Consider the following 19,318-nt stretch of genomic DNA (forward strand, 5'->3'; position numbering starts at 1 on the left):
AAAAACCCGCCGAAGGCGGGTTTTTGGCTGCTGGGTGACACCTTATAGGGCTACAACGTTGGCAGCAGACGGGCCACGTGGGCTGTCTTGAATAGAAAATTCAACGTGCTGGCCTTCTGCCAGAGTCTTGAATCCATCAGCAGCGATAGCAGAGAAGTGTACGAACACGTCCTTGCTGCCGTCGGTTGGGGTGATAAATCCAAAACCTTTACTTTCGTTGAACCACTTAACGTGACCAGTTTTCTTAGACATTACAAAAATTCCTATTGATATTTAACCTGCCAAAAAAGGCATATACGACCCATTCGGACTATCTATTAAGGACAAAAATCACTCATCGTTCCACTATTGTCATTAACCATAGGGAAGTCCAAAATGATTACCAAAGTAGCTCTCATTAATGGGTCAATTTCATTACCTCATATCTATTAAATTTAGGCAAGGTGTTTTCAACCACACAATTAAAAATTAGATCGGGAGCACATAAATTACCACACGCCTTTTATAGAAACGGTTAAGCAGTTTTGATTCCATTTCTAATTCATCGAGTAGTAAATATACCAAAAAGGACAAAATTAAGACGCCCGTGCAACCTTTTTTATCTCATGATAAAATAGAAAGGTTAATCATAATACAATATGCTCAATTCATGACAATGTTACAGTATTTAAACGGCTACCCCGAAACGCTTCGGCAACAGGTTAAGATTCTGATTGAAAGGGATCAATTGGGAACGTTCCTTTTGAAGCGCTATCCTACCCCTCACGGCTATACGACAGATAAGTCGTTATATCAATATGCTACTTTAATAAAAAATGAATATATAAGAAATTCATCGCAGCTAAGTAAAGTTTGCTATGACAATAAGATTCACATTATTAAACATGCATTGGGTATGCACACGTCAATATCGAGAATTCAGGGAAGTAAATTAAAAGCCAAGAGTGAGATTAGAATATCAAATGTATTCAAATTGGCGGCCGAACCCTTATTAAAAATGATCGTAGTTCACGAATTAGCCCACTTAAAAGAAAAGTCGCACAACAAAGACTTCTATCAATTATGCTGCTATATGGAACCGGAGTACCATCAGTTGGAATTCGATGCGCGACTCTATTTGACCTATCTGGAAAAATTCGGGCCACTCTATTGAAAAAGCGAACAAAGGCGTTGGCGTTTTACTCCTCGTCCCAAAAGGCGACGCGCCCTTTTCCCGTATGATTTTCTCTGATTTCCTGAGCAACCAGCGCAATCGCTTCCCCGCTTCCCATGCCCTGAGCCATCAGCTCCTGAATGCGCTCAACCGCTTTTTGCTGCTCTTCATGATTTAACGTCGGAAAGTCTGCTGAAAACATAAACGCCCTTTTACACTGGCGAGCATCGGAGCGCCGTGCGCCCGATGGCCCAATAAAATCAATACGCTCTTGGCGCGAAGGAGATTATACTCCCATTTAGAGGTGTGAAACATGTACAAATTCATTGATCCAGAAGTTGCTAGTGGGTTTGGTGACTCAGCTTGGCTTAACGCTCAAAAAATCAAATTTCTACAGTCATGAACAACGACATTCTCAATCACTTTATACGACGTTTCCAACTGCTGTCATTACCCGAAACGCCGCTCGGGCGACAGATAAAGCAGGCCGCCGTATTGATTCCAATCATTCGAAAAGAACAGCCATCGATCCTGCTCACGCGCCGTTCAAGAACGCTGCGCCACCATCCTGGGCAAGTGGCGTTTCCCGGCGGCGCCGTCGACATCAGCGACGTAAGCCTTAGCGCAACGGCGCTTAGGGAAGCCTGTGAAGAGATAGGCCTTGAGCCCAAAAATGTTGACGTATTAGGGCAGCTTCCCTCGCAGGACAGCATCAGCGGCTATCGGGTCACGCCCATTATCGGCCTGCTGCCCGATGGGCTACATTTTAGGCAAAATCGCGATGAGGTCGACGCCCTGTTCGAAGTCCCTCTAACCCACATTCTGCGCATCCAAAACTACCGGACGATTAACGTGTTTCGCCGGGGCCAAGGTCATGATATTTACGTTATGCCGTACAAAGGCCACCTAATCTGGGGACTTACCGCAGCAATCCTTCGACAGCTGGCAATACAGGAAACGTTTTCAAGATAACTATTTTCAGCCTGAATTAGATAAATGAGAAGAAAACGATTGCTTTAATAATCTTCTAATTTTATAGCTAGCCTCACGATAAAAAGACTATAATTAGCGAGTATTGTAAAACTAAATTTCACCCATATCTTTATGCTCAGGCCAATTGACTAGTTCAATGAAATGACCTGAGCCGTTTTTACATCATTTATTTCCCTGAGGAACCCCGCGTGATTAGCGTTTTCGACATGTTCAAAATTGGTATTGGCCCTTCCAGCTCACATACGGTTGGGCCAATGAAAGCCGGCAAAGCGTTTGTCGACGATCTCTGCCGCAGCGGGATGTTAACTAATGTGAATCGTATTGTCGTCGACGTTTATGGTTCACTCTCCCTTACCGGTAAAGGGCACCATACGGACATTGCCATTATTATGGGGCTGGCGGGAAATCAGCCCGATACGGTCGATATTGACAGCATTCCCGGCTTTATCCGTCGGGTAGAAGAAACGGAGCGCCTGTCGCTGGCCGCCGGCCAGCATGAGGTTCTATTTCCACGCGTAGGCGGCATGGTCTTTCACAGCGAAAACCTTCCCCGTCACGAAAATGGCATGAAAATCACTGCATTTGCAGGCGAACGTGCGGTATATAGTAAAACCTACTATTCCATCGGCGGCGGCTTTATCGTTGATGACGAAAACTTTGGAAAAGAGGACAAGAGTGAGATCAGCGTCCCCTATCCGTTCAAATCCGCCGAGGCGCTGCTGACGCTTTGTAAGCAGTACGGGCTTTCTATTTCCGGGCTCGTTATGCAAAACGAACTCGCTATGCACAGCGTTAAGGAGATTGACAGCTACTTCGCCGCCGTCTGGCAAACGATGAAAGACTGTATCGATCGCGGAATGAATACCGAAGGCGTACTGCCCGGCCCACTTCAGGTACCTCGTCGCGCGGCGCCCCTGCGCCGTATGCTGCTGTCGTCTGATAAGCTGTCTAACGATCCGATGAACATCATCGACTGGGTAAACATGTTCGCGCTTGCGGTAAATGAAGAAAACGCCGCCGGCGGCCGCGTCGTCACCGCGCCAACCAACGGCGCCTGCGGCATCGTCCCGGCAGTATTGGCCTACTACGATCGCTTCATTCAACCGGTTTCCCCCGAAGCCTACATCCGCTATTTCATGGCAGCGGGCGCCATTGGCACGCTTTATAAAATGAACGCCTCCATTTCCGGCGCTGAAGTGGGCTGTCAGGGCGAGGTAGGCGTAGCCTGCTCAATGGCGGCCGCCGGCTTAACGGAACTTTTGGGGGGAAGCCCTCAGCAGGTCTGCGACGCAGCGGAAATCGGTATGGAACATAACCTTGGACTGACCTGCGACCCGGTCGCCGGGCAGGTACAGGTTCCCTGCATTGAACGTAACGCCATCGCGTCGGTAAAGGCCATTAACGCATCCCGAATGGCGCTTCGCCGCACCAGCGAGCCCAGGGTGTCGTTAGACAAAGTGATAGAAACCATGTACGAAACCGGTAAGGACATGAACGCCAAATACCGGGAAACCTCGCGCGGTGGGCTGGCGATTAAGGTCGTTCCCTGTGATTAACGCGCATTTGATATAGCTAAAACGGCGCCTTTGGCGCCGTTATTTTTTACCGCTTTCGGTAGAGCCGAACGTAGAAATCGGCCTCGCACTCAAAGGTCGTTTGCCCCTTTAATTCGGCAGTCAGCGCTTCGCTTGCACGCCAGGCAAATGGCGTCATTAACAACAGATCCGCTGCCTGCATTCCCGTAAGCGTCATTGAATAACTTATTCTTTGCTGGCTAACGAACTCGAATCCGTCAATCTCTTCCAATATGTCATCATGCGGTTTCGCTTCGCGATAAATCAGCGCTTTTAACTGAAAAAGATGGCGCGGAGCGGGAACTGCCGTGACGATAACGCCGCCGCTCTTGACGACTCTTTTCAGCTCTTCATCTCTGCAGGGTGCGTAAATGCGCACAACGCCGTCGATTGCATCATCGGTAAACGGCAAGCGGTGGCTCGAAGCAACGCAGAACTCAATGCCGCTATGGCGTTTGGCGGCGGCTCGTATTGCGTCCTTTGATATATCAAGCCCGTAGGCGGCAATGTTGCGACTAGCGCTAAGCGATCGTTCAATAAAGCCGGTGTAATAGCCCTCTCCGCAGCCAATATCCAATAAGGATAAATGGCCGTCTCTCGGTAACGCACTATCTAACAAATGCATTACCGTTTCGCATAGAGGCTGATAGTGTCCGCCGTCTAAAAACCGCCGCCTTGCCTGCATCATCATTGCGTTGTCGCCGGGCAGCTTAGACTTCTTATGCTGTACGGGCATCAGGTTAACATAGCCTTCTTTTGCGCAGTCAAACTGGTGCCGATTATCGCACAGCCACGCTCTGTCATTTAGCCGAAGGGGTAAATGACAGAGAGGACACTGATAGTGCATAGGAGTTCCTAATGGACAAATGAGAAAAATGCGTTTTTACACAACAAACATGAAGGAAGTATACCATTAACGCCGCGCTAAGCCGACGCGTTAACGCATCCTTCCTTCACTGTGTATACGTCAATAACGGATTAAAACGCAATAACGTCCAGAGCCGACGGGCCCCTTGAACTTCTCTGCGTAGAAAACTCAACGTGTTGGCCTTCAATCAGCTGCTTGGTCGACGTCGCAATGGCGTTTCGGTCAACGTAAACATCGGAAGTGCCGTCTAGGGGGGAGATCAAACCAAAACCGTGGTCTTTATCGAACCACTTTACATATCCAGTTCTTAAAGTCATTGTTATACCTCTTACTTCAAAATTAATTTCAAATAGTCTATTTCCTTCTACAGTGAGTTATAAAAACGTCTGTACTTGGAGTCACAGGCAGTTATCGGTTAGTCCGATTTAAAACCGTGTTAAGAAAAACAGCCATAAAAAAACCCGCATCAGGATGCGGGCTTCTTGTGCTAACGTCGCGTGCTGATTACAGCGCGATAACGTTGGCAGCGGCCGGACCGCGCGGGCTATCCTGGATGGTATACTCGACTTTCTGGCCTTCAGCCAGGGTCTTGAAACCTTCGCTCATGATTGCAGAAAAGTGAACGAATACATCCTTACCACCATCATCTTGCTCAATAAAACCAAAACCTTTGCTTTCATTGAACCACTTAACTTTGCCAGTTTTCTTGGACATCTTTAACTTACCTTTAATTTAGTTAACCTGCCATACATCATAGGGTATAGGCATTACGGCCAGATTCTCAGAGTTTACTTATGGAGGCACTAAGAAGATGTTCATCTAACAAGCGAAATCAAACGATAACGGCTTTAAGAGGGAACGAGCTTTACTCTAATGTCGTACACATAAATAGGTCTGCAACACAGGCCGGGTTACATTTACTCATAATGCCCCGCATAACGCAAGCGTTTTCTTCCCTCTTTTGAATAAAAGAAATGCTGGCGTCATCAATCGGTTAAAACAGATTAATAGAGCGATAACTCGCCCGCCGGGCGCGTTTTAAAACGACGGTGCAGCCACATGTACAGCTCCGGCGCTTTTAATATCTCTTTTTCCACAATTTTATTCATGAAGGCCGCGGCTTCAGCCGTATCCTTCATGGGGAACCCTTCAGGCGGTTCGGTAATCATTACCGTGTATCCACTGCCGTCAGCGTGGCGCTTCGGTGTAAAGGGCAAAATAACCGGATTGGCCTGACGCATCAAAATACTGGTTCCCACCGTCGTTGCCGCTTGAGGAACGGCAAAAAACGGCGCAAAGACGCTGTTACGAGGGCCGTAGTCATGATCGGGGGCATACCAGAGGATCTCTCCCTTACGCAAAGCGCTAATCATGCCCTTCACATTATGGCGGTCAATAAACGCTTTATTTGAGCGGCTGCGGCCTAAAAACTGAACCCAGTCCATCAGTTTGTTATTGTGGGCTCGATAAACGCCGATGCCGGGGTTGTACATGCCGTAGATTCGGCCGCCCAGCTCCAGCGTTAAAAAGTGGATTCCAACGAGAAGAACGCCTCGGCCCCCTTCCCTTATGCGAGACATGATTTCGGGGTTGTCGATTTTACACCACTTTTTGATTCGGCTATCGGGCCAAAACCATGCCATTCCGGTTTCAAACAGCCCCATACCTAAAGCTTCAAAGTTCTCAACCAGCATTCTCTCTTTTTTATCCTGACTGAGCGCAGGAAAGCAGAGCTCGATATTTCTTCGCGCGATGTGGCGTCGGCGTGAAAGGAAGCGCATAGAAAAACGCCCGATTCTGCTGCCGATAAAAAAGATAACGGGATAAGGCAGCTGAACCAGGAGATAGAGAAGCGCTAACCCAAACCATACGTGCCAATACTTAGGCAGTAGGAAAGAATAGCGAAAACGCGGAGGCTTCATAACTGACATACAATCTCTCTGATTACTCGTAACACAATTAAAAACGGGCTGAAAAGCCATTGTACAAAGAGAGATTAATGAGCCAGATAGGCAGATTAAAATGCCATTGATACAACGCTATCTATGCTCATTATGACAGATCGGATGTGTGAAAGTTCGTTTATCTAAAAAAAAACCAATAGATTGACAATTATTTAAATTCACTCGGTTTTCTTTTCAATTCTCCGGGCATAGCGCTGCGCCATTACGGCACAAACCATAAGCTGGATCTGGTGAAAAATCATTAACGGCAGCACCATCATTCCTACTGCCGCTGCGGGAAACAGCACGTTGGCCATCGGAATGCCGTTAGCCAGGCTCTTTTTCGAACCACAAAAAACGATCGTGATTTCATCTTCTTTAGAAAAACCCAGCGCGCGCGCAACCACCGTATTGACCACCAGCACGATAGCCAACAAAACAAGCGAGAAGAAAACGATGGTCAGCAGCGACCATCCATTGACCTTGTGCCAAATCCCCTCAACGACCGCTTCGCTGAAGGCCGTATACACAACTAACAAAATGGAGGTTCTGTCCGTTTTGTTAATCAGCTTTTTGTGTCGCTCTACCCAATTGGCGATCAGCGGCCTGGCAAGGTGCCCGATAACAAACGGCACCATCAGCTGAATAATGATATCGATAATGGCCTGTACCGTATCCGCACTCCCTTCCTGAGTATGCATCAACAGTCCGACCAGAATGGGGGAAAGGAACACCCCAAGCAGGCTGGAAGCCGAAGCGCTGCAAATGGCGGCCGCAACGTTGCCTCCGGCAATAGAGGTATAGGCGATGGCCGACTGAACCGTCGCCGGTAGCGCACACAAATAAAGAAACCCTAAATAGATGCCGGAAGACATTACGCCAGGAACAAAAACGCCTAACCCGAGCCCTAATAAAGGAAACAGTATAAAGGTGCTAAACAGCACGACCAGGTGCAAACGCCAGTGCCCTAGCCCATTGACGATATTCTGCCTCGACAGCTTGGCGCCGTGCATAAAAAACAGCAGCGCGATCGCCGCCTTGGTCAACCAGCCGAAAAAAACCTTGGCGTCACCTTCACAGGGGAACAGCGATGCAAGAACGACGACGGTAATAAGGATTAATAAAAAAGGATCGATCCGGAGGAACTTCAGCCACGACATGAAACAAACATCCCATACAACAAGCGTATTCTTTAATCTATGCTATTTTGCTGTAAAAGCAACCTGAAGCGCCCCGCTTCGTTCGATTCTCCATCCGAATATCCCGCAATTTGTATCAAGAAAACGATATCGTTTGCTTTTTTCCGTTCGGCTTTATGACATAATCCTGCCTTCGTATCAGGCTATGTCCCACCCAACATGACGAACAGACAGGATCGTAGAAAGAATGGCTTCTCAACCCGCATTAAAACCAATTAGCGATATTGCACTGCGTTACGGCATTTCCTCTGAACACCTCATTCCCTATGGCAACGATGCGGCAAAAGTCGATTTATCGCTGCTGAACTCCCGCCCGGTCAAGGGAAAGCTGATTTTAGTTTCCAGCATTACGCCTACGCCTCTGGGCGAAGGAAAAACAGTGACCACCATTGGCCTAAGCCAGGGACTTAACGCAATCGGTCACGACGCGATCGCCTGCATCCGCCAGCCAAGCCTTGGGCCGGTTTTCGGCGTGAAAGGCGGCGCGGCCGGTGGCGGAAAAGCGCAGGTTTTGCCTATGGAGAAGCTAAACCTACACCTCACCGGAGATATTCACGCCATCACCGCCGCACACAACCTTGCCGCCGCGGCGCTGGACGCCCGCCTGTATCACGAACAGCGGTTGGGCGATGCGTTTACCGAACAGACTGGCCTACCCCGACTGAATATCGACGTCGAACACATTCTGTGGAAACGCGTCGTTGACCACAACGACCGAGCGCTGCGCCACATTGAGGTCGGCGTCGGCGGCGGCGTTAACGGCGTTGAACGTCAGGACGGTTATGACATCACGGCGGCGTCCGAGCTGATGGCCATTCTGGCCCTGTCTGAAAACCTGAAGGACATGCGCCAGCGCATTGGCCGCATCATTCTGGCGCTGGATACTCAAGGCCAGCCGATTACGGCAGAAAAGCTGGAAGTCGCCGGCGCGATGACCGTTCTGATGAAAGACGCCATTCAGCCTACGCTGATGCAGACCAGCGAAAATACGCCGGTGCTTATTCACGCCGGCCCGTTCGCCAACATCGCCCACGGCAACTCTTCCGTTATCGCCGACCGCATTGCGCTTCAGCTTGCTGACTACGTCGTCACCGAAGCCGGCTTTGGTTCCGATATGGGAATGGAAAAGTTTTTTAACATTAAGTATCGCCAGTCGGGCATCAAGCCGTCCTGCGTTGTATTGGTCGCCACGCTGCGCAGCCTGAAGGCCAACAGCGGCAAGTTCAACATTAAGCCAGGCCAATCGCTGCCGCCTGAGATCGCCGAAAGCAACGTTGAGCTACTGGCTCAGGGATGCCAAAACCTCGGCTGGCACATCAACAACGCCAAGCGCTATGGCTTACCGGTAGTTATCGCCATCAACAAATTCCCGACGGATTCCGAGCAGGAGTTGGACTACCTGCGCGAATTTGCGCTTTCCTGCGGCGCCGTGGGCGTTGAGGTCAGCCGGGCATTTGCCGAAGGCGGTCAGGGTACGGCTGAGCTGGCCAAGGCCGTCGTGGCCGCAAGCCAGAATGAGGCAAAGGTAAACCTGCTTTATCAGGACGAAGTGCCTTTACGCAGCAAGCTCCAAACGCTGGTTGATACCTACGGTGCAGACTCCTTGATATTAACCGAGCAGGCTGAAGCGCAGCTGGCCGCGCTGGAAAAGCAGGACTTCGGACGCCTTCCCCTGTGTATCGCCAAGACGCCGCTGTCTATCAGCGCCGATCCTTCGCTGAAAAACGTTCCGCAAGGGTTTTCCGTGACCATTTCATCGCTGAAAGTCTCGGCGGGCGCAGGCTTTATCCGCGCCTATGCGGGAAATATCATGACGATGCCCGGTCTGGGAACGCTGCCTGCCTATCGAAATATCGATCTTGACGACAATGGGGAGATCGTAGGATTAAGTTAAAATACCGCTCAATTCTTACCCAATTGTAGGTAATCCTCAATAACCCTACGCTTACAGTGTTGTGCTCAAGCCGCCAATTACCGATAATACGGCGGCTTTTTTTCTTTTAGGCATCAAGATGAGCGACTATTTGCTGCTTTTTGTCGGCACCGTTTTTGTCAATAACTTCGTTTTGGTCAAGTTTCTCGGGCTGTGCCCCTTTATGGGCGTCTCCAAGAAGCTTGAAACGGCGATTGGCATGGGGCTGGCGACTACGTTCGTATTAACGCTGGCGTCGATCTGCGCCTGGCTGGTGGAAAACTACATCCTGTCCCCACTGGGACTGGGCTATCTGCGCACGCTGGCGTTTATTTTCGTCATTGCGGTCGTAGTACAGTTTACCGAGCTGGCCGTGCGTAAAACCAGCCCGGTGCTCTACCGGCTGCTGGGCATCTTCTTGCCGCTGATTACCACAAACTGTGCGGTTCTGGGCGTCGCCCTGCTTAACGTAAATCAGTCGCACGGTTTTATGCAGTCAACGATTTACGGCTTTAGCGCCGCCGTTGGCTTCTCTTTCGTTATGGTGCTGTTCGCCGCGCTGCGCGAGCGTCTCGCGCTGGCCGACGTTCCTGCGCCGTTTAAAGGTTCATCGATCGCCCTGATTACCGCAGGGCTGATGTCATTAGCATTTATGGGCTTCACCGGGTTGGTACGATTTTAATGATTTCACTGTGGTCTAGCATCATTGCCCTGACGCTGCTTGCACTGGTTTGCGGCGCGGTCTTGGGCTTTGCCGCGCGCCGGTTCAGAGTTGAGGCCGATCCCATCGTGGATAAGGTCGAGGCCCTGCTGCCCCAAAGCCAATGCGGCCAGTGCGGCTATCCGGGATGCCGTCCCTATGCTGAAGCCGTAGCCAATCAGGGCGAAGCGATTAATAAGTGTGCTCCCGGTGGTGAAAGCGTCATGTTAAAGCTGGCCGATACGCTGGGCGTAGAGCCTCAGCCTTTCGATCCGGACGTGGCGGAAATCAATCCGGTAAGAAAAGTTGCCGTCATTGATGAATACAACTGCATCGGATGCACGAAGTGCATTCAGGCATGCCCGGTTGACGCCATTGTTGGCTCAACTCGCGCTATGCATACGGTAATAACGGCGCTCTGCACGGGCTGCGACCTCTGCGTCGCTCCCTGCCCAACGGACTGTATTGAAATGCGCCCGGTGCCCGAAACGACAACAAACTGGAAGTGGAATTTGCAGTCAATTCCGGTCAGGATCGTCGAGATAAATTCACATGTTTGATCTGTTCGCTCGATTCAAAAAAACCGCCCTGTGGGATTTCAAAGGCGGCATTCATCCTCCAGAGATGAAGGATCAAACCCGTCACGTCCCCATTCGCCGCCTGCCGCTTCCCGAACGGCTATATATCCCTTTGCAACAGCACTCGGGGCCGGGAGGCGAGCTGCTGGTCAAAGTAGGCGACTACGTGCTGAAAGGCCAGCCGCTAACGGCCGGTACGGGCAGAGAGCTTCCCGTACACGCATCAACGTCGGGTACCGTGACCCATATTGGCTTTTACCCCAGCACTCACCCTTCCGCGATCCCCGAGCGCTGCGTCCAACTGGAACCAGACGGCTTGGACAAGTGGGGCAAGATGCCGACGCTTGTAAACTATCGCGACTATGAGCCACAGCGGCTTATTGCCCATATTCATCAGGCTGGCGTCGCCGGGCTGGGCGGCGCCGTATTCCCCACCGCCAATAAGATAGACGGCGGCCTGAGCAAAACCAGGACGCTGATTATCAACGGCGCAGAATGCGAGCCCTACATCACGGCGGACGATCGCCTGATGCAGGAATACGCCGATGAGCTCGTACAGGGCTGTGAAATTCTTCGCCACGTCCTTGAGCCGGAAACTATCCTAATAGCCATTGAGGACAACAAGCCTGAGGCCATTAGTGCGTTAAATAATGCGTTACAGCGTCACGAAAGTGGCGCAATAGAAGTTCGCGTTATTCCAACTAAATACCCTTCCGGCGGCGCCCGCCAGCTTACCAAGATCCTTACGGGCGAAGAAGTTCCACACCAAGGACGTTCGTCAGACATTGGCGTACTGATGCAAAACGTCGGTACGGTATACGCCATAAAGCGCGCCATCATCGACGGCGAACCTCTGCTGGAGAGGATCGTCACCTTAACGGGCGAAGCCATGGCGCACAAAGGCAACGTATGGGCCCTGTTGGGCACGCCTGTTTCATTTCTGCTTAAACAGGCTGGCTATCGCCCGCAGACGCCGCCGCGCGTCATTATGGGCGGTCCCCTAATGGGATTTGTTCTTCCCGACGTGAAAGTCCCGATTACCAAAATGAGCAACTGCCTCATTGCGCCAACGGAAGAAGAAATCGCATCGCCCGAGCCGGAGCAGGCATGCATACGATGCAGCCAGTGTGCGGACGCCTGCCCGGCAGGCCTTTTGCCCCAACAGCTCTACTGGTTTAGCCGCGGAAAAGAACACGAAAAGGCTCGCGCCTATAACCTGTTTGACTGCATTGAGTGCGGCGCCTGCGCCTACGTCTGCCCAAGCCATATCCCCCTGATACAGTATTATCGGCAGGAAAAGGCCGAAATTCGCGATCTGGACGAACAGGCCGAACTCGCACGCTCTGCAAAAATTCGTTTTGAAGCAAAGCAGGCCCGTCTTGAAAGAGAAAAACAGGCGCGACAGCTAAGGCACAAGAAGGCCGAAACGCAGCCTGATAGCGAAGACAGCGAACTGATTCAATCCGCGCTGGAAAGAGTGAAAAAACGACGGGAAAGCGCCAGCAGAGTCTCTACGCCTCCGGTGATTAAATCCATCGAGGGCGCAGCCTTACCGGATAACGCCGCCGCCATCGCGGCCCGCCAGGCAAGAAAAGCCCAGCGTTTGGCTAATGCAAGAACCGAAGTCACGCCGTCAGAAGCTTCAACTCCCGCCGCTGACGACCGTAAGGCCGCGTTAGCGGCGGCAATTGCCCGCGCCAAGGCGAAAAAAGCCCAACAGCAGTCGGCGACGGCCAAAGAGGCTGCCGTTCAGGCTGCGCCAAAAGAAGAAACCGAACAGAACGATCGCAAAGCCGCCGTAGCTGCCGCCATCGCCCGCGCCAAAGCGAAAAAGGAGCAGTCACAGTCAGCGGAGCCTGACGTCGCCGCTCCCCTGCGGGAAGAGCACGCGCAGGACGACCGCAAGGTCGCCGTTGCCGCCGCTATCGCCCGCGCTAAAGCGAAAAAAGAGCAGTTGGCGCAATCAGCCTTATCCCCTGAGACGGATGAGACTGAAACGGCAGGACTTCAGGGAAAGAACGTCCCCCTGTCTGAAGCCGATGAGCGAAAGGCGGCCGTGGCACAAGCCATCGCCAGAGTAAAGGCGCGTAAAGCCCAACAGGCCGCCGCATTGACAACAGCGAGTGAAAAATAGATGTCGTTTCGTATTACCAGCTCACCGTTCTCTCATTCCCAGCGTTCAACGCAAAGGCTGATGCTGTGGGTCATTTTGGCCTGCCTGCCGGGAATTGCCGCGCAGTGGTACTTCTTTGGCTACGGTACGCTGATTCAGATCGCGCTGGCCGTTCCTGTCGCCTTACTGTCAGAGGCGTTAGTATTGCGCCTTCGCCATCAGCCGATAAAAAACAGCCTGACCGATAATTCCGCGCTATTAACCGCCCTGCTGCTGGCCATCAGTATTCCTCCGCTCGCGCCTTGGTGGATTATCACTATCGGCACGCTGGCTGCTGTCGTCATCGCTAAACAGCTTTACGGCGGACTGGGGCAAAACCCCTTTAATCCCGCCATGGTAGGCTACGTTATTCTGCTGATATCGTTCCCCGTTCAAATGAGCAGCTGGCTGCCGCCAGAGCCGCTACGAGCGACGACCATCACGCTTTTAGATTCAGTGAACCTGATTTTTACCGGCCATACCTCAAGCGGCGGCGACGTATTTACGCTAATGCTTGGCGTTGACGGCATGAGTCAGGCGACGCCGCTAGATACGTTGAAAACCGGGCTGCGTGGCGGGCATGCGATAGCCGACGTGATGCAGGCCCCCGTTTATAACGATTTCGGCGGCGTAGGCTGGCAGTGGGTCAACGTTGGTTTTTTCATCGGCGGCCTTCTTCTTTTGATTAAACGAATCATTCACTGGCACCTCCCCGTCAGCTTTTTATGCTCGTTGGGCGCCGTTTCTCTTCTGGGATGGTTGATTGACCCGAGCCACAACGCGGCCCCATGGTTTCACCTGCTCAGCGGAGCGACTATGCTGTGCGCCTTTTTCATTATTACCGACCCGGTAACGGCCTCAACGACGGTTACGGGGCGGCTGATTTTCGGCGCGCTGGTCGGCGCACTGGTCTGGCTGATTCGAAGCTATGGCGGCTACCCGGACGGCGTAGCCTTCTCCGTGCTGCTTATCAACATGACCGTACCGTTGATCGACCACTATACGCAGCCTCGCGCATACGGGCATCGGTGAGGTAACGGCATGCTGAACACCATGAGAAAGCACGGACTGACGCTGGCGCTCTACGCGGCGCTATCAACGGCGTTAACTTCCGGCGTCTATTTAATGACGCGTTCAACGGTCGAAGAACAGGCCGCGCGCCAGCAAAAAGCGCTGTTTGACAACCTGTTGCCGCCCAGCGCCTATAACAACGCGCTGCAAAATGAATGTTACATTGTCACAGATGGCGCGCTGGGTAATGGCGCCCCCCATCGGCTTTACCTGGCTCGAAAGGACGGTGCGCCCGTTGCGGCCGTGATTGAAACCACCGCGCCCGACGGCTATTCTGGCGCAATCCAACTTATCGTCGCCGCCGACTTTAACGGGACCACACTGGGCGTTCGTACGCTTGAGCATCACGAAACGCCGGGGCTGGGCGATAAAATCGAGCTGCGCATTTCCGACTGGATCACCAAATTTGCAGGGAAAACCGTTAACGGCGAGCAGGACTCTCGCTGGGCCGTTCGCAAAGACGGCGGTGAGTTCGATCAGTTTACGGGGGCGACTATTACGCCACGCGCCGTCGTCAAAGCGGTAAAACGGACGGCGCTGTACGTTCAGACCCACCATTCCCAATTTAGCGCCCTTCCTCACTGTGAGGCTAAGCCATGAGTGAAATGAAAAACCTGCTCAGTCAGGGCCTGTGGAAAAACAACTCTGCGCTGGTTCAGCTGCTGGGCCTCTGCCCGCTTCTGGCAGTTTCCTCCACGGCCACCAACGCGCTTGGACTGGGACTTGCCACTACGCTAGTGCTGGTCTGCACCAACGTCGCCGTCTCGGCCCTGCGCCGCTGGGTGCCGCAGGAAATACGCATTCCTATTTATGTGATGATCATTGCGTCCGTGGTTACGGTCGTGGAACTGCTGATTAATGCTTACGCCTATGGCCTTTATCAGTCGCTGGGCATCTTTATTCCCCTTATCACCACCAACTGTATCGTTATCGGGCGAGCCGAGGCTTTTGCTGCGCAAAATCCGGTAGCGCTGTCCGCCGTTGACGGTTTTGCTATGGGCATGGGCGCTACCTTTGCGCTGTTTATTCTTGGCGCTATGCGCGAAATTTTAGGTAACGGAACGCTGTTTGACGGCGCTGACGCGCTGCTCGGCTCTTGGGCAAAAGTATTGCGAATTGAAGTCATTCATCTAGACAGCGCCTTTCTGTTAGCAATTCTGCCTCCCGGCGCGTTTTTAGGCCTCGGTTTTCTTTTGGCGTTAAAATATGTTATTGATGCCAAAGTTAAAGCGTACAAAAAGAGAGTCGCCGTAGCCTCTGCTTCACAGCAAAGCCACGAACCCATTCAGTAAGGACACCCAGTTTGAATCAGGCAAAGCGTATAGAAATCCTCACTCGGCTTAGGGACAGTAACCCTAAGCCAACGACGGAGCTAAATTTCTCCACTCCGTTCGAGCTGCTTATTTCCGTTCTGCTTTCAGCGCAGGCCACGGACGTCAGCGTCAATAAGGCGACCGCCAAGCTATACCCTGTAGCCAATACGCCAGAAGCCATTCTGGCGCTCGGCGTAGACGGCGTGAAGGAATACATAAAAACGATTGGTCTGTATAACAGCAAAGCGGAAAACGTGATTAAAACCTGCCGCCTGCTGATTGAAAAACACGGCGGCCAGGTTCCGGAAGACAGAGCCGCGCTGGAAGCGCTGCCCGGCGTGGGAAGGAAGACCGCCAACGTAGTGCTTAACACCGCCTTCGGATGGCCCACCATCGCTGTAGACACCCACATCTTCCGCGTCTGTAACCGCACAAACTTCGCGCCGGGGAAGAACGTCGAGCAGGTTGAAGAAAAGTTATTAAAGGTCGTTCCAGCCGAATTCAAGGTAGACTGCCACCACTGGCTTATCCTTCACGGCCGCTATACCTGTATTGCCCGTAAGCCCCGCTGCGGCTCCTGCCTGATTGAAGATCTTTGCGAATACAAAGAAAAGACCGAGATCTGACCCGGTTGGGCTATCGAAGCGACCTTTCGCTGGCCCACTACTCTACCGCTTTTCCATTCCCACATGCTTAAACCGAGCTTTTAACTTTCACAACAAATATCAAACATTTCACCAACCGCGTAGCCTATACTAGATAGGTTAATCGCCCATTTCGGCGTCAACAAAGCGCGGCGGACACAGCATAGAAGCCGCCCGCGCGGACTCTATCACTAACGGATCGTGGAGTATAACAATGAAGCTATTTTATAAGCCGGGCGCCTGTTCTCTGTCTCCCCATATCATTCTTAACGAAATCGGCCTTAGCTATTCCGTTGAGAAAGTCGACCTGGCGACCAAAAAAACGGAACACGGCGAAGACTTTTTAAAGGTCAACCCGAAGGGGCAAGTGCCTACGCTTCAGCTTGATGACGGTGATATTCTGACCGAAGGCGTCGCTATCGTGCAGTATCTGGCGCACCGCGCTCCTACCAAGCACTTAATGCCGCCAGCCGATACTAAGCCGTTCTACCATGCGCTTGAATGGTTAAACTTTATCTCTACTGAACTGCATAAGGGGTTTAGCCCCCTGTTTAACCCCAAAACGCCGGAAGAGTATAAGCAAGTGGCGAAAGAAAAGCTGTTCAACAGCTTTAGCTACGTAGACAGCGTGCTGCAGGCGCGTCCTTACATTCTCGGCGCCAGCTTCAGCGTGGCGGATGCCTACCTGTTCACCGTAACGCGTTGGGCGGCGGCGGTAAAACTGGATCTCAGCGGCCTGAAGGCGCTGGCGGACTATATGGCCCGTATGGCTAACCGCCCTGCCGTTAAGGCTGCTCTTAAAGCCGAAGGCTTAAACTAGCAACGTGCGCATGTAAAAACGGGCCATTTTGGCCCGTTTCTCGTAAAGAGAGGCTTACGGTCGAATTACAGCTTTACGGCCTTAAAATGATGCTCCGGCGCGACGATGTTATCCTGCGCGGCCACGATCTGCAGCTCGTACTCACCTCTGCGCTGCGTTTCCAGCATGATTTCATACACTGCGGCGGTAACGTGTTCCAGCGCCTCAGGCAGCGGCTTTTCTTGCAGCAGGTTCACCAGCATCAGGCCGCTGGTAATATCCCCCACTCCGACCGGCTGGCGAGGGCCAAAGTCAACCAGCGGGCGGCTGATGTGCCAGGCTTCATCGGCGGTTACCAGCGCCATCTCAAAGCAGTCGGCACGATAGCCGGCTCGGCTAAGATGTTTCACCAGTATCACTCTGGGCCCTTTTCGACAAAGCTCTCGGGCCGCGGCAACAACCTCTTCTACGCTGGCAATCGTTTTTCCACTCAGCTGCTCCAGTTCAAGCAGGTTGGGCGCCATCATGTCGCTTGCGGGCAGCGCTTCGGCACAGAAAAACTCCGCCACGCCCGGCGCAACGATACACCCTTTTTCTGGATGCCCCATCACCGGGTCGCAAAAATACCAAGCGTCAGGATTGGCCGCCTTAACCTTTGCAACAACGTCTAGAATCGTTTTTCCCTGCTCCGGCGAACCAATATAGCCGCTCAATACGGCATTACAGCGGGCAAGCTGGTGGATCTCGTCAATGCCGCGGGCAATTTCCGCAATGTGGGCAGCCGGCATAACGCATCCCGTCCACTGGCGATATTGGGTGTGGTTGGAAAACTGAACCGTATTCAACGGCCAGACGTTAACCCCCATTCTGCGCATAGGAAACTCGGCGGCGCTGTTTCCCGCATGGCCATAAACAACGTGAGATTGGATGGAAAGTATATTTTTCATAGTTAAAACGCGAACCTGAATTAAAAACGCAGTGAGGCCATTGTGTCAGAAACCGCTATCGCCGCGCTATGCGATGAGACAAAAAAATTCGGCCGCAGAGCGGCCGACGAAATGGAACGTAATCTTTCCGACTATTTCCAGGCGATCAGGCAATAGTGTTTCTTACCGCGGCGCAGCAGCGTATAGCGTCCGAACAGACGATCGCCGTCGGCAAAGGCATATTCAGGGTTTGACTGTTTTTCGCCGTTGATCGTGACCGCATTAGAACTAATCATCGTTCTGGCCTGGCCGCGAGACGGAACCAGCTCGGCAGTAACCAGCGCCTGCTGCAGATCGGCGCCCTTTTCCAGCTCAATAACCGGCATGCCGTCCTGCGCCAGTTGGGCGAAGTCCTGCTCGGTCATCTCGGCCAACTCGCCGGAGAACAGGCTTTGGGTAATGCGCTGAGCGGCCTGAAGCCCCGCATCTCCGTGAACCAGACGCGTCACCTGCTCGGCCAGCACGTACTGCGCACGCGGCGCTTTACCGCTGTTCTTATCCTCTTCTTCCAAGGCGTCAATTTCTTCGATGCTCATGAAGGTAAAGAACTTCAGGAAGCGATAAACGTCCGCATCGGCCGTATTGATCCAGAACTGATAAAACTTGTAAGGGCTGGTCTTATTCGCATCCAGCCAAATCGCGCCGCCTTCGGTTTTACCAAACTTGGTGCCGTCAGACTTGGTGATAAGCGGAACGGTGAAACCATAGGCCTGCTTCTGATGAAGGCGACGAGTAAGATCGATACCCGACGTAATGTTGCCCCATTGGTCAGAGCCGCCGATTTGCAGCTCTACGCCAAGCTCTTTATTCAGACAGGCGAAGTCGTAGGCTTGAAGCAGGTTGTAAGAAAACTCGGTGAAGGAGATCCCACTGTCGTCGCGGTTTAAGCGCTGCTTAACGGCTTCTTTATTGATCATCGCGTTAACAGAGAAGTGTTTACCGATGTCGCGCAGGAACGTTAGCACTTTCATGCCGCCGAACCAGTCGTAGTTGTTAGCCATCACGGCGCTGTTGGCGCCGCAGTTAAAGTCCAGAAACGGCGAAACCTGCTGGCGAATCTTTTCTACCCACTCGGAAACAGTCTCTTCCGTGTTCAGCTTACGCTCTGCGGCCTTAAAGCTGGGATCGCCAATCAGACCCGTCGCGCCACCGACCAAAGCAACCGGCTTATGGCCCGCCAGTTGAAAGCGCTTTAAGCACAGGAGCGGAACCAAGTGACCCAAATGCAAGCTGTCGGCCGTCGGATCGAAGCCGCAATAGAGAGCAATCGGCCCTTGCGCCAACCGCTCCGCCAGCGCTTCTTCATCCGTAAGCTGGGCTACCAGCCCACGCTCTTGCAGTTGTTCAATCAGGTTTTTCGCCATCGATAGATAACTCCGTTGTTATAGTTTTACGCAGGCCTCAGGCCGCGTGGTTAAAACACATATTTTTGT

General features: G+C 52.3%; 21 protein-coding genes. 12 read left to right on the forward strand and 9 right to left on the reverse strand.

Annotated elements, in window-relative coordinates; all coding sequences use genetic code 11:
• Positions 1–42: 42 nt before the first annotated feature.
• Positions 43–252 (reverse strand): transcription antiterminator/RNA stability regulator CspE, encoded by a 210-nt coding sequence (cspE, locus tag G544_RS0103160; RefSeq protein WP_027273237.1) that lies wholly within the window; start codon positions 250–252, stop codon positions 43–45.
• 397 nt (positions 253–649) lie between these two features.
• Here cspE (G544_RS0103160) and G544_RS0103165 point away from each other — a divergent pair, with 397 nt between their 5' ends.
• Positions 650–1,153, forward strand: a complete 504-nt coding sequence (locus G544_RS0103165; protein ID WP_027273238.1) for a YgjP-like metallopeptidase domain-containing protein — start codon at positions 650–652, stop codon at positions 1,151–1,153.
• A gap of 25 nt (positions 1,154–1,178) precedes the next feature.
• On the opposite strand, the gene G544_RS21555 is transcribed toward G544_RS0103165, so the two are convergent.
• Positions 1,179–1,355, reverse strand: a complete 177-nt coding sequence (locus tag G544_RS21555; RefSeq protein WP_071783245.1) for a YoaH family protein — start codon at positions 1,353–1,355, stop codon at positions 1,179–1,181.
• 197 nt (positions 1,356–1,552) lie between these two features.
• Between G544_RS21555 and G544_RS0103175 the strand changes: the two genes are divergently transcribed.
• Both G544_RS0103175 and G544_RS0103180 read left to right on the forward strand, forming a co-directional pair.
• Positions 1,553–2,125, forward strand: coding sequence for a CoA pyrophosphatase (locus G544_RS0103175; protein ID WP_036023105.1), 573 nt, complete (start codon positions 1,553–1,555; stop codon positions 2,123–2,125).
• Positions 2,126–2,334: 209 nt separating this feature from the next.
• Positions 2,335–3,702 (forward strand): L-serine ammonia-lyase, encoded by a 1,368-nt coding sequence (locus tag G544_RS0103180; protein ID WP_027273240.1) that lies wholly within the window; start codon positions 2,335–2,337, stop codon positions 3,700–3,702.
• A 46-nt stretch (positions 3,703–3,748) separates the two neighbouring features.
• Here the strand turns inward: G544_RS0103180 and rlmA are convergent, their stop codons facing one another.
• The 5 genes from rlmA to G544_RS0103205 form a co-directional block, all read right to left on the reverse strand.
• Entirely contained in the window at positions 3,749–4,567 is an 819-nt protein-coding gene (gene rlmA, locus G544_RS0103185) for a 23S rRNA (guanine(745)-N(1))-methyltransferase (protein ID WP_027273241.1), read from the reverse strand.
• 131 nt (positions 4,568–4,698) lie between these two features.
• Positions 4,699–4,905, reverse strand: coding sequence for a cold-shock protein (locus G544_RS0103190; RefSeq protein ID WP_027273242.1), 207 nt, complete (start codon positions 4,903–4,905; stop codon positions 4,699–4,701).
• A gap of 187 nt (positions 4,906–5,092) precedes the next feature.
• Positions 5,093–5,302, reverse strand: a complete 210-nt coding sequence (gene cspE, locus G544_RS0103195) for a transcription antiterminator/RNA stability regulator CspE (protein ID WP_027273243.1) — start codon at positions 5,300–5,302, stop codon at positions 5,093–5,095.
• Between the two features lie 290 nt (positions 5,303–5,592).
• Positions 5,593–6,510: an LpxL/LpxP family Kdo(2)-lipid IV(A) lauroyl/palmitoleoyl acyltransferase gene (gene lpxL / locus G544_RS0103200; RefSeq protein WP_027273244.1), complete on the reverse strand. Its 918-nt coding sequence runs from the start codon at positions 6,508–6,510 to the stop codon at positions 5,593–5,595.
• Between the two features lie 200 nt (positions 6,511–6,710).
• Positions 6,711–7,691, reverse strand: coding sequence for a bile acid:sodium symporter family protein (locus G544_RS0103205; protein ID WP_027273245.1), 981 nt, complete (start codon positions 7,689–7,691; stop codon positions 6,711–6,713).
• Between the two features lie 226 nt (positions 7,692–7,917).
• Between G544_RS0103205 and G544_RS0103210 the strand changes: the two genes are divergently transcribed.
• The 9 genes from G544_RS0103210 to gstA all read left to right on the forward strand — a co-directional run bounded on the left by G544_RS0103210 (position 7,918) and on the right by gstA (position 16,920).
• A complete protein-coding gene (locus tag G544_RS0103210; RefSeq protein ID WP_036023107.1) occupies positions 7,918–9,624 on the forward strand; it encodes a formate--tetrahydrofolate ligase in 1,707 nt (568 codons plus the stop codon).
• 118 nt (positions 9,625–9,742) lie between these two features.
• Positions 9,743–10,324 (forward strand): electron transport complex subunit RsxA, encoded by a 582-nt coding sequence (gene rsxA, locus G544_RS0103215; RefSeq protein WP_027273247.1) that lies wholly within the window; start codon positions 9,743–9,745, stop codon positions 10,322–10,324.
• Positions 10,324–10,902: an electron transport complex subunit RsxB gene (rsxB, locus tag G544_RS0103220; protein ID WP_027273248.1), complete on the forward strand. Its 579-nt coding sequence runs from the start codon at positions 10,324–10,326 to the stop codon at positions 10,900–10,902. The genes rsxA and rsxB overlap by 1 nt, the downstream gene beginning before the upstream one ends.
• Complete coding sequence (gene rsxC, locus G544_RS0103225) at positions 10,895–13,054, forward strand: electron transport complex subunit RsxC (protein WP_027273249.1); 2,160 nt, start codon at positions 10,895–10,897, stop codon at positions 13,052–13,054. The genes rsxB and rsxC overlap by 8 nt, the downstream gene beginning before the upstream one ends.
• On the forward strand, positions 13,055–14,104 hold the full coding sequence (gene rsxD / locus G544_RS0103230; RefSeq protein ID WP_027273250.1) for an electron transport complex subunit RsxD: 1,050 nt from the start codon (positions 13,055–13,057) through the stop codon (positions 14,102–14,104).
• 9 nt (positions 14,105–14,113) lie between these two features.
• On the forward strand, positions 14,114–14,743 hold the full coding sequence (gene rsxG / locus G544_RS0103235; RefSeq protein ID WP_027273251.1) for an electron transport complex subunit RsxG: 630 nt from the start codon (positions 14,114–14,116) through the stop codon (positions 14,741–14,743).
• Positions 14,740–15,435: an electron transport complex subunit E gene (locus G544_RS0103240; protein ID WP_027273252.1), complete on the forward strand. Its 696-nt coding sequence runs from the start codon at positions 14,740–14,742 to the stop codon at positions 15,433–15,435. Before rsxG ends, G544_RS0103240 begins: the two co-directional genes overlap by 4 nt.
• 11 nt (positions 15,436–15,446) lie before the next feature.
• Entirely contained in the window at positions 15,447–16,082 is a 636-nt protein-coding gene (nth, locus tag G544_RS0103245) for an endonuclease III (protein ID WP_027273253.1), read from the forward strand.
• Positions 16,083–16,314: 232 nt separating this feature from the next.
• Entirely contained in the window at positions 16,315–16,920 is a 606-nt protein-coding gene (gene gstA, locus G544_RS0103250; protein ID WP_027273254.1) for a glutathione transferase GstA, read from the forward strand.
• Positions 16,921–16,985: 65 nt separating this feature from the next.
• On the opposite strand, the gene pdxY is transcribed toward gstA, so the two are convergent.
• Positions 16,986–17,846: a pyridoxal kinase PdxY gene (pdxY, locus tag G544_RS0103255; RefSeq protein ID WP_027273255.1), complete on the reverse strand. Its 861-nt coding sequence runs from the start codon at positions 17,844–17,846 to the stop codon at positions 16,986–16,988.
• 131 nt (positions 17,847–17,977) lie between these two features.
• Positions 17,978–19,249 (reverse strand): tyrosine--tRNA ligase, encoded by a 1,272-nt coding sequence (gene tyrS, locus G544_RS0103260; protein WP_027273256.1) that lies wholly within the window; start codon positions 19,247–19,249, stop codon positions 17,978–17,980.
• Between the last annotated feature and the right edge of the window lie 69 nt (positions 19,250–19,318).

The sequence above is a fragment of the Leminorella grimontii ATCC 33999 = DSM 5078 genome (assembly GCF_000439085.1).
GTDB lineage: Bacteria > Pseudomonadota > Gammaproteobacteria > Enterobacterales > Enterobacteriaceae > Leminorella > Leminorella grimontii.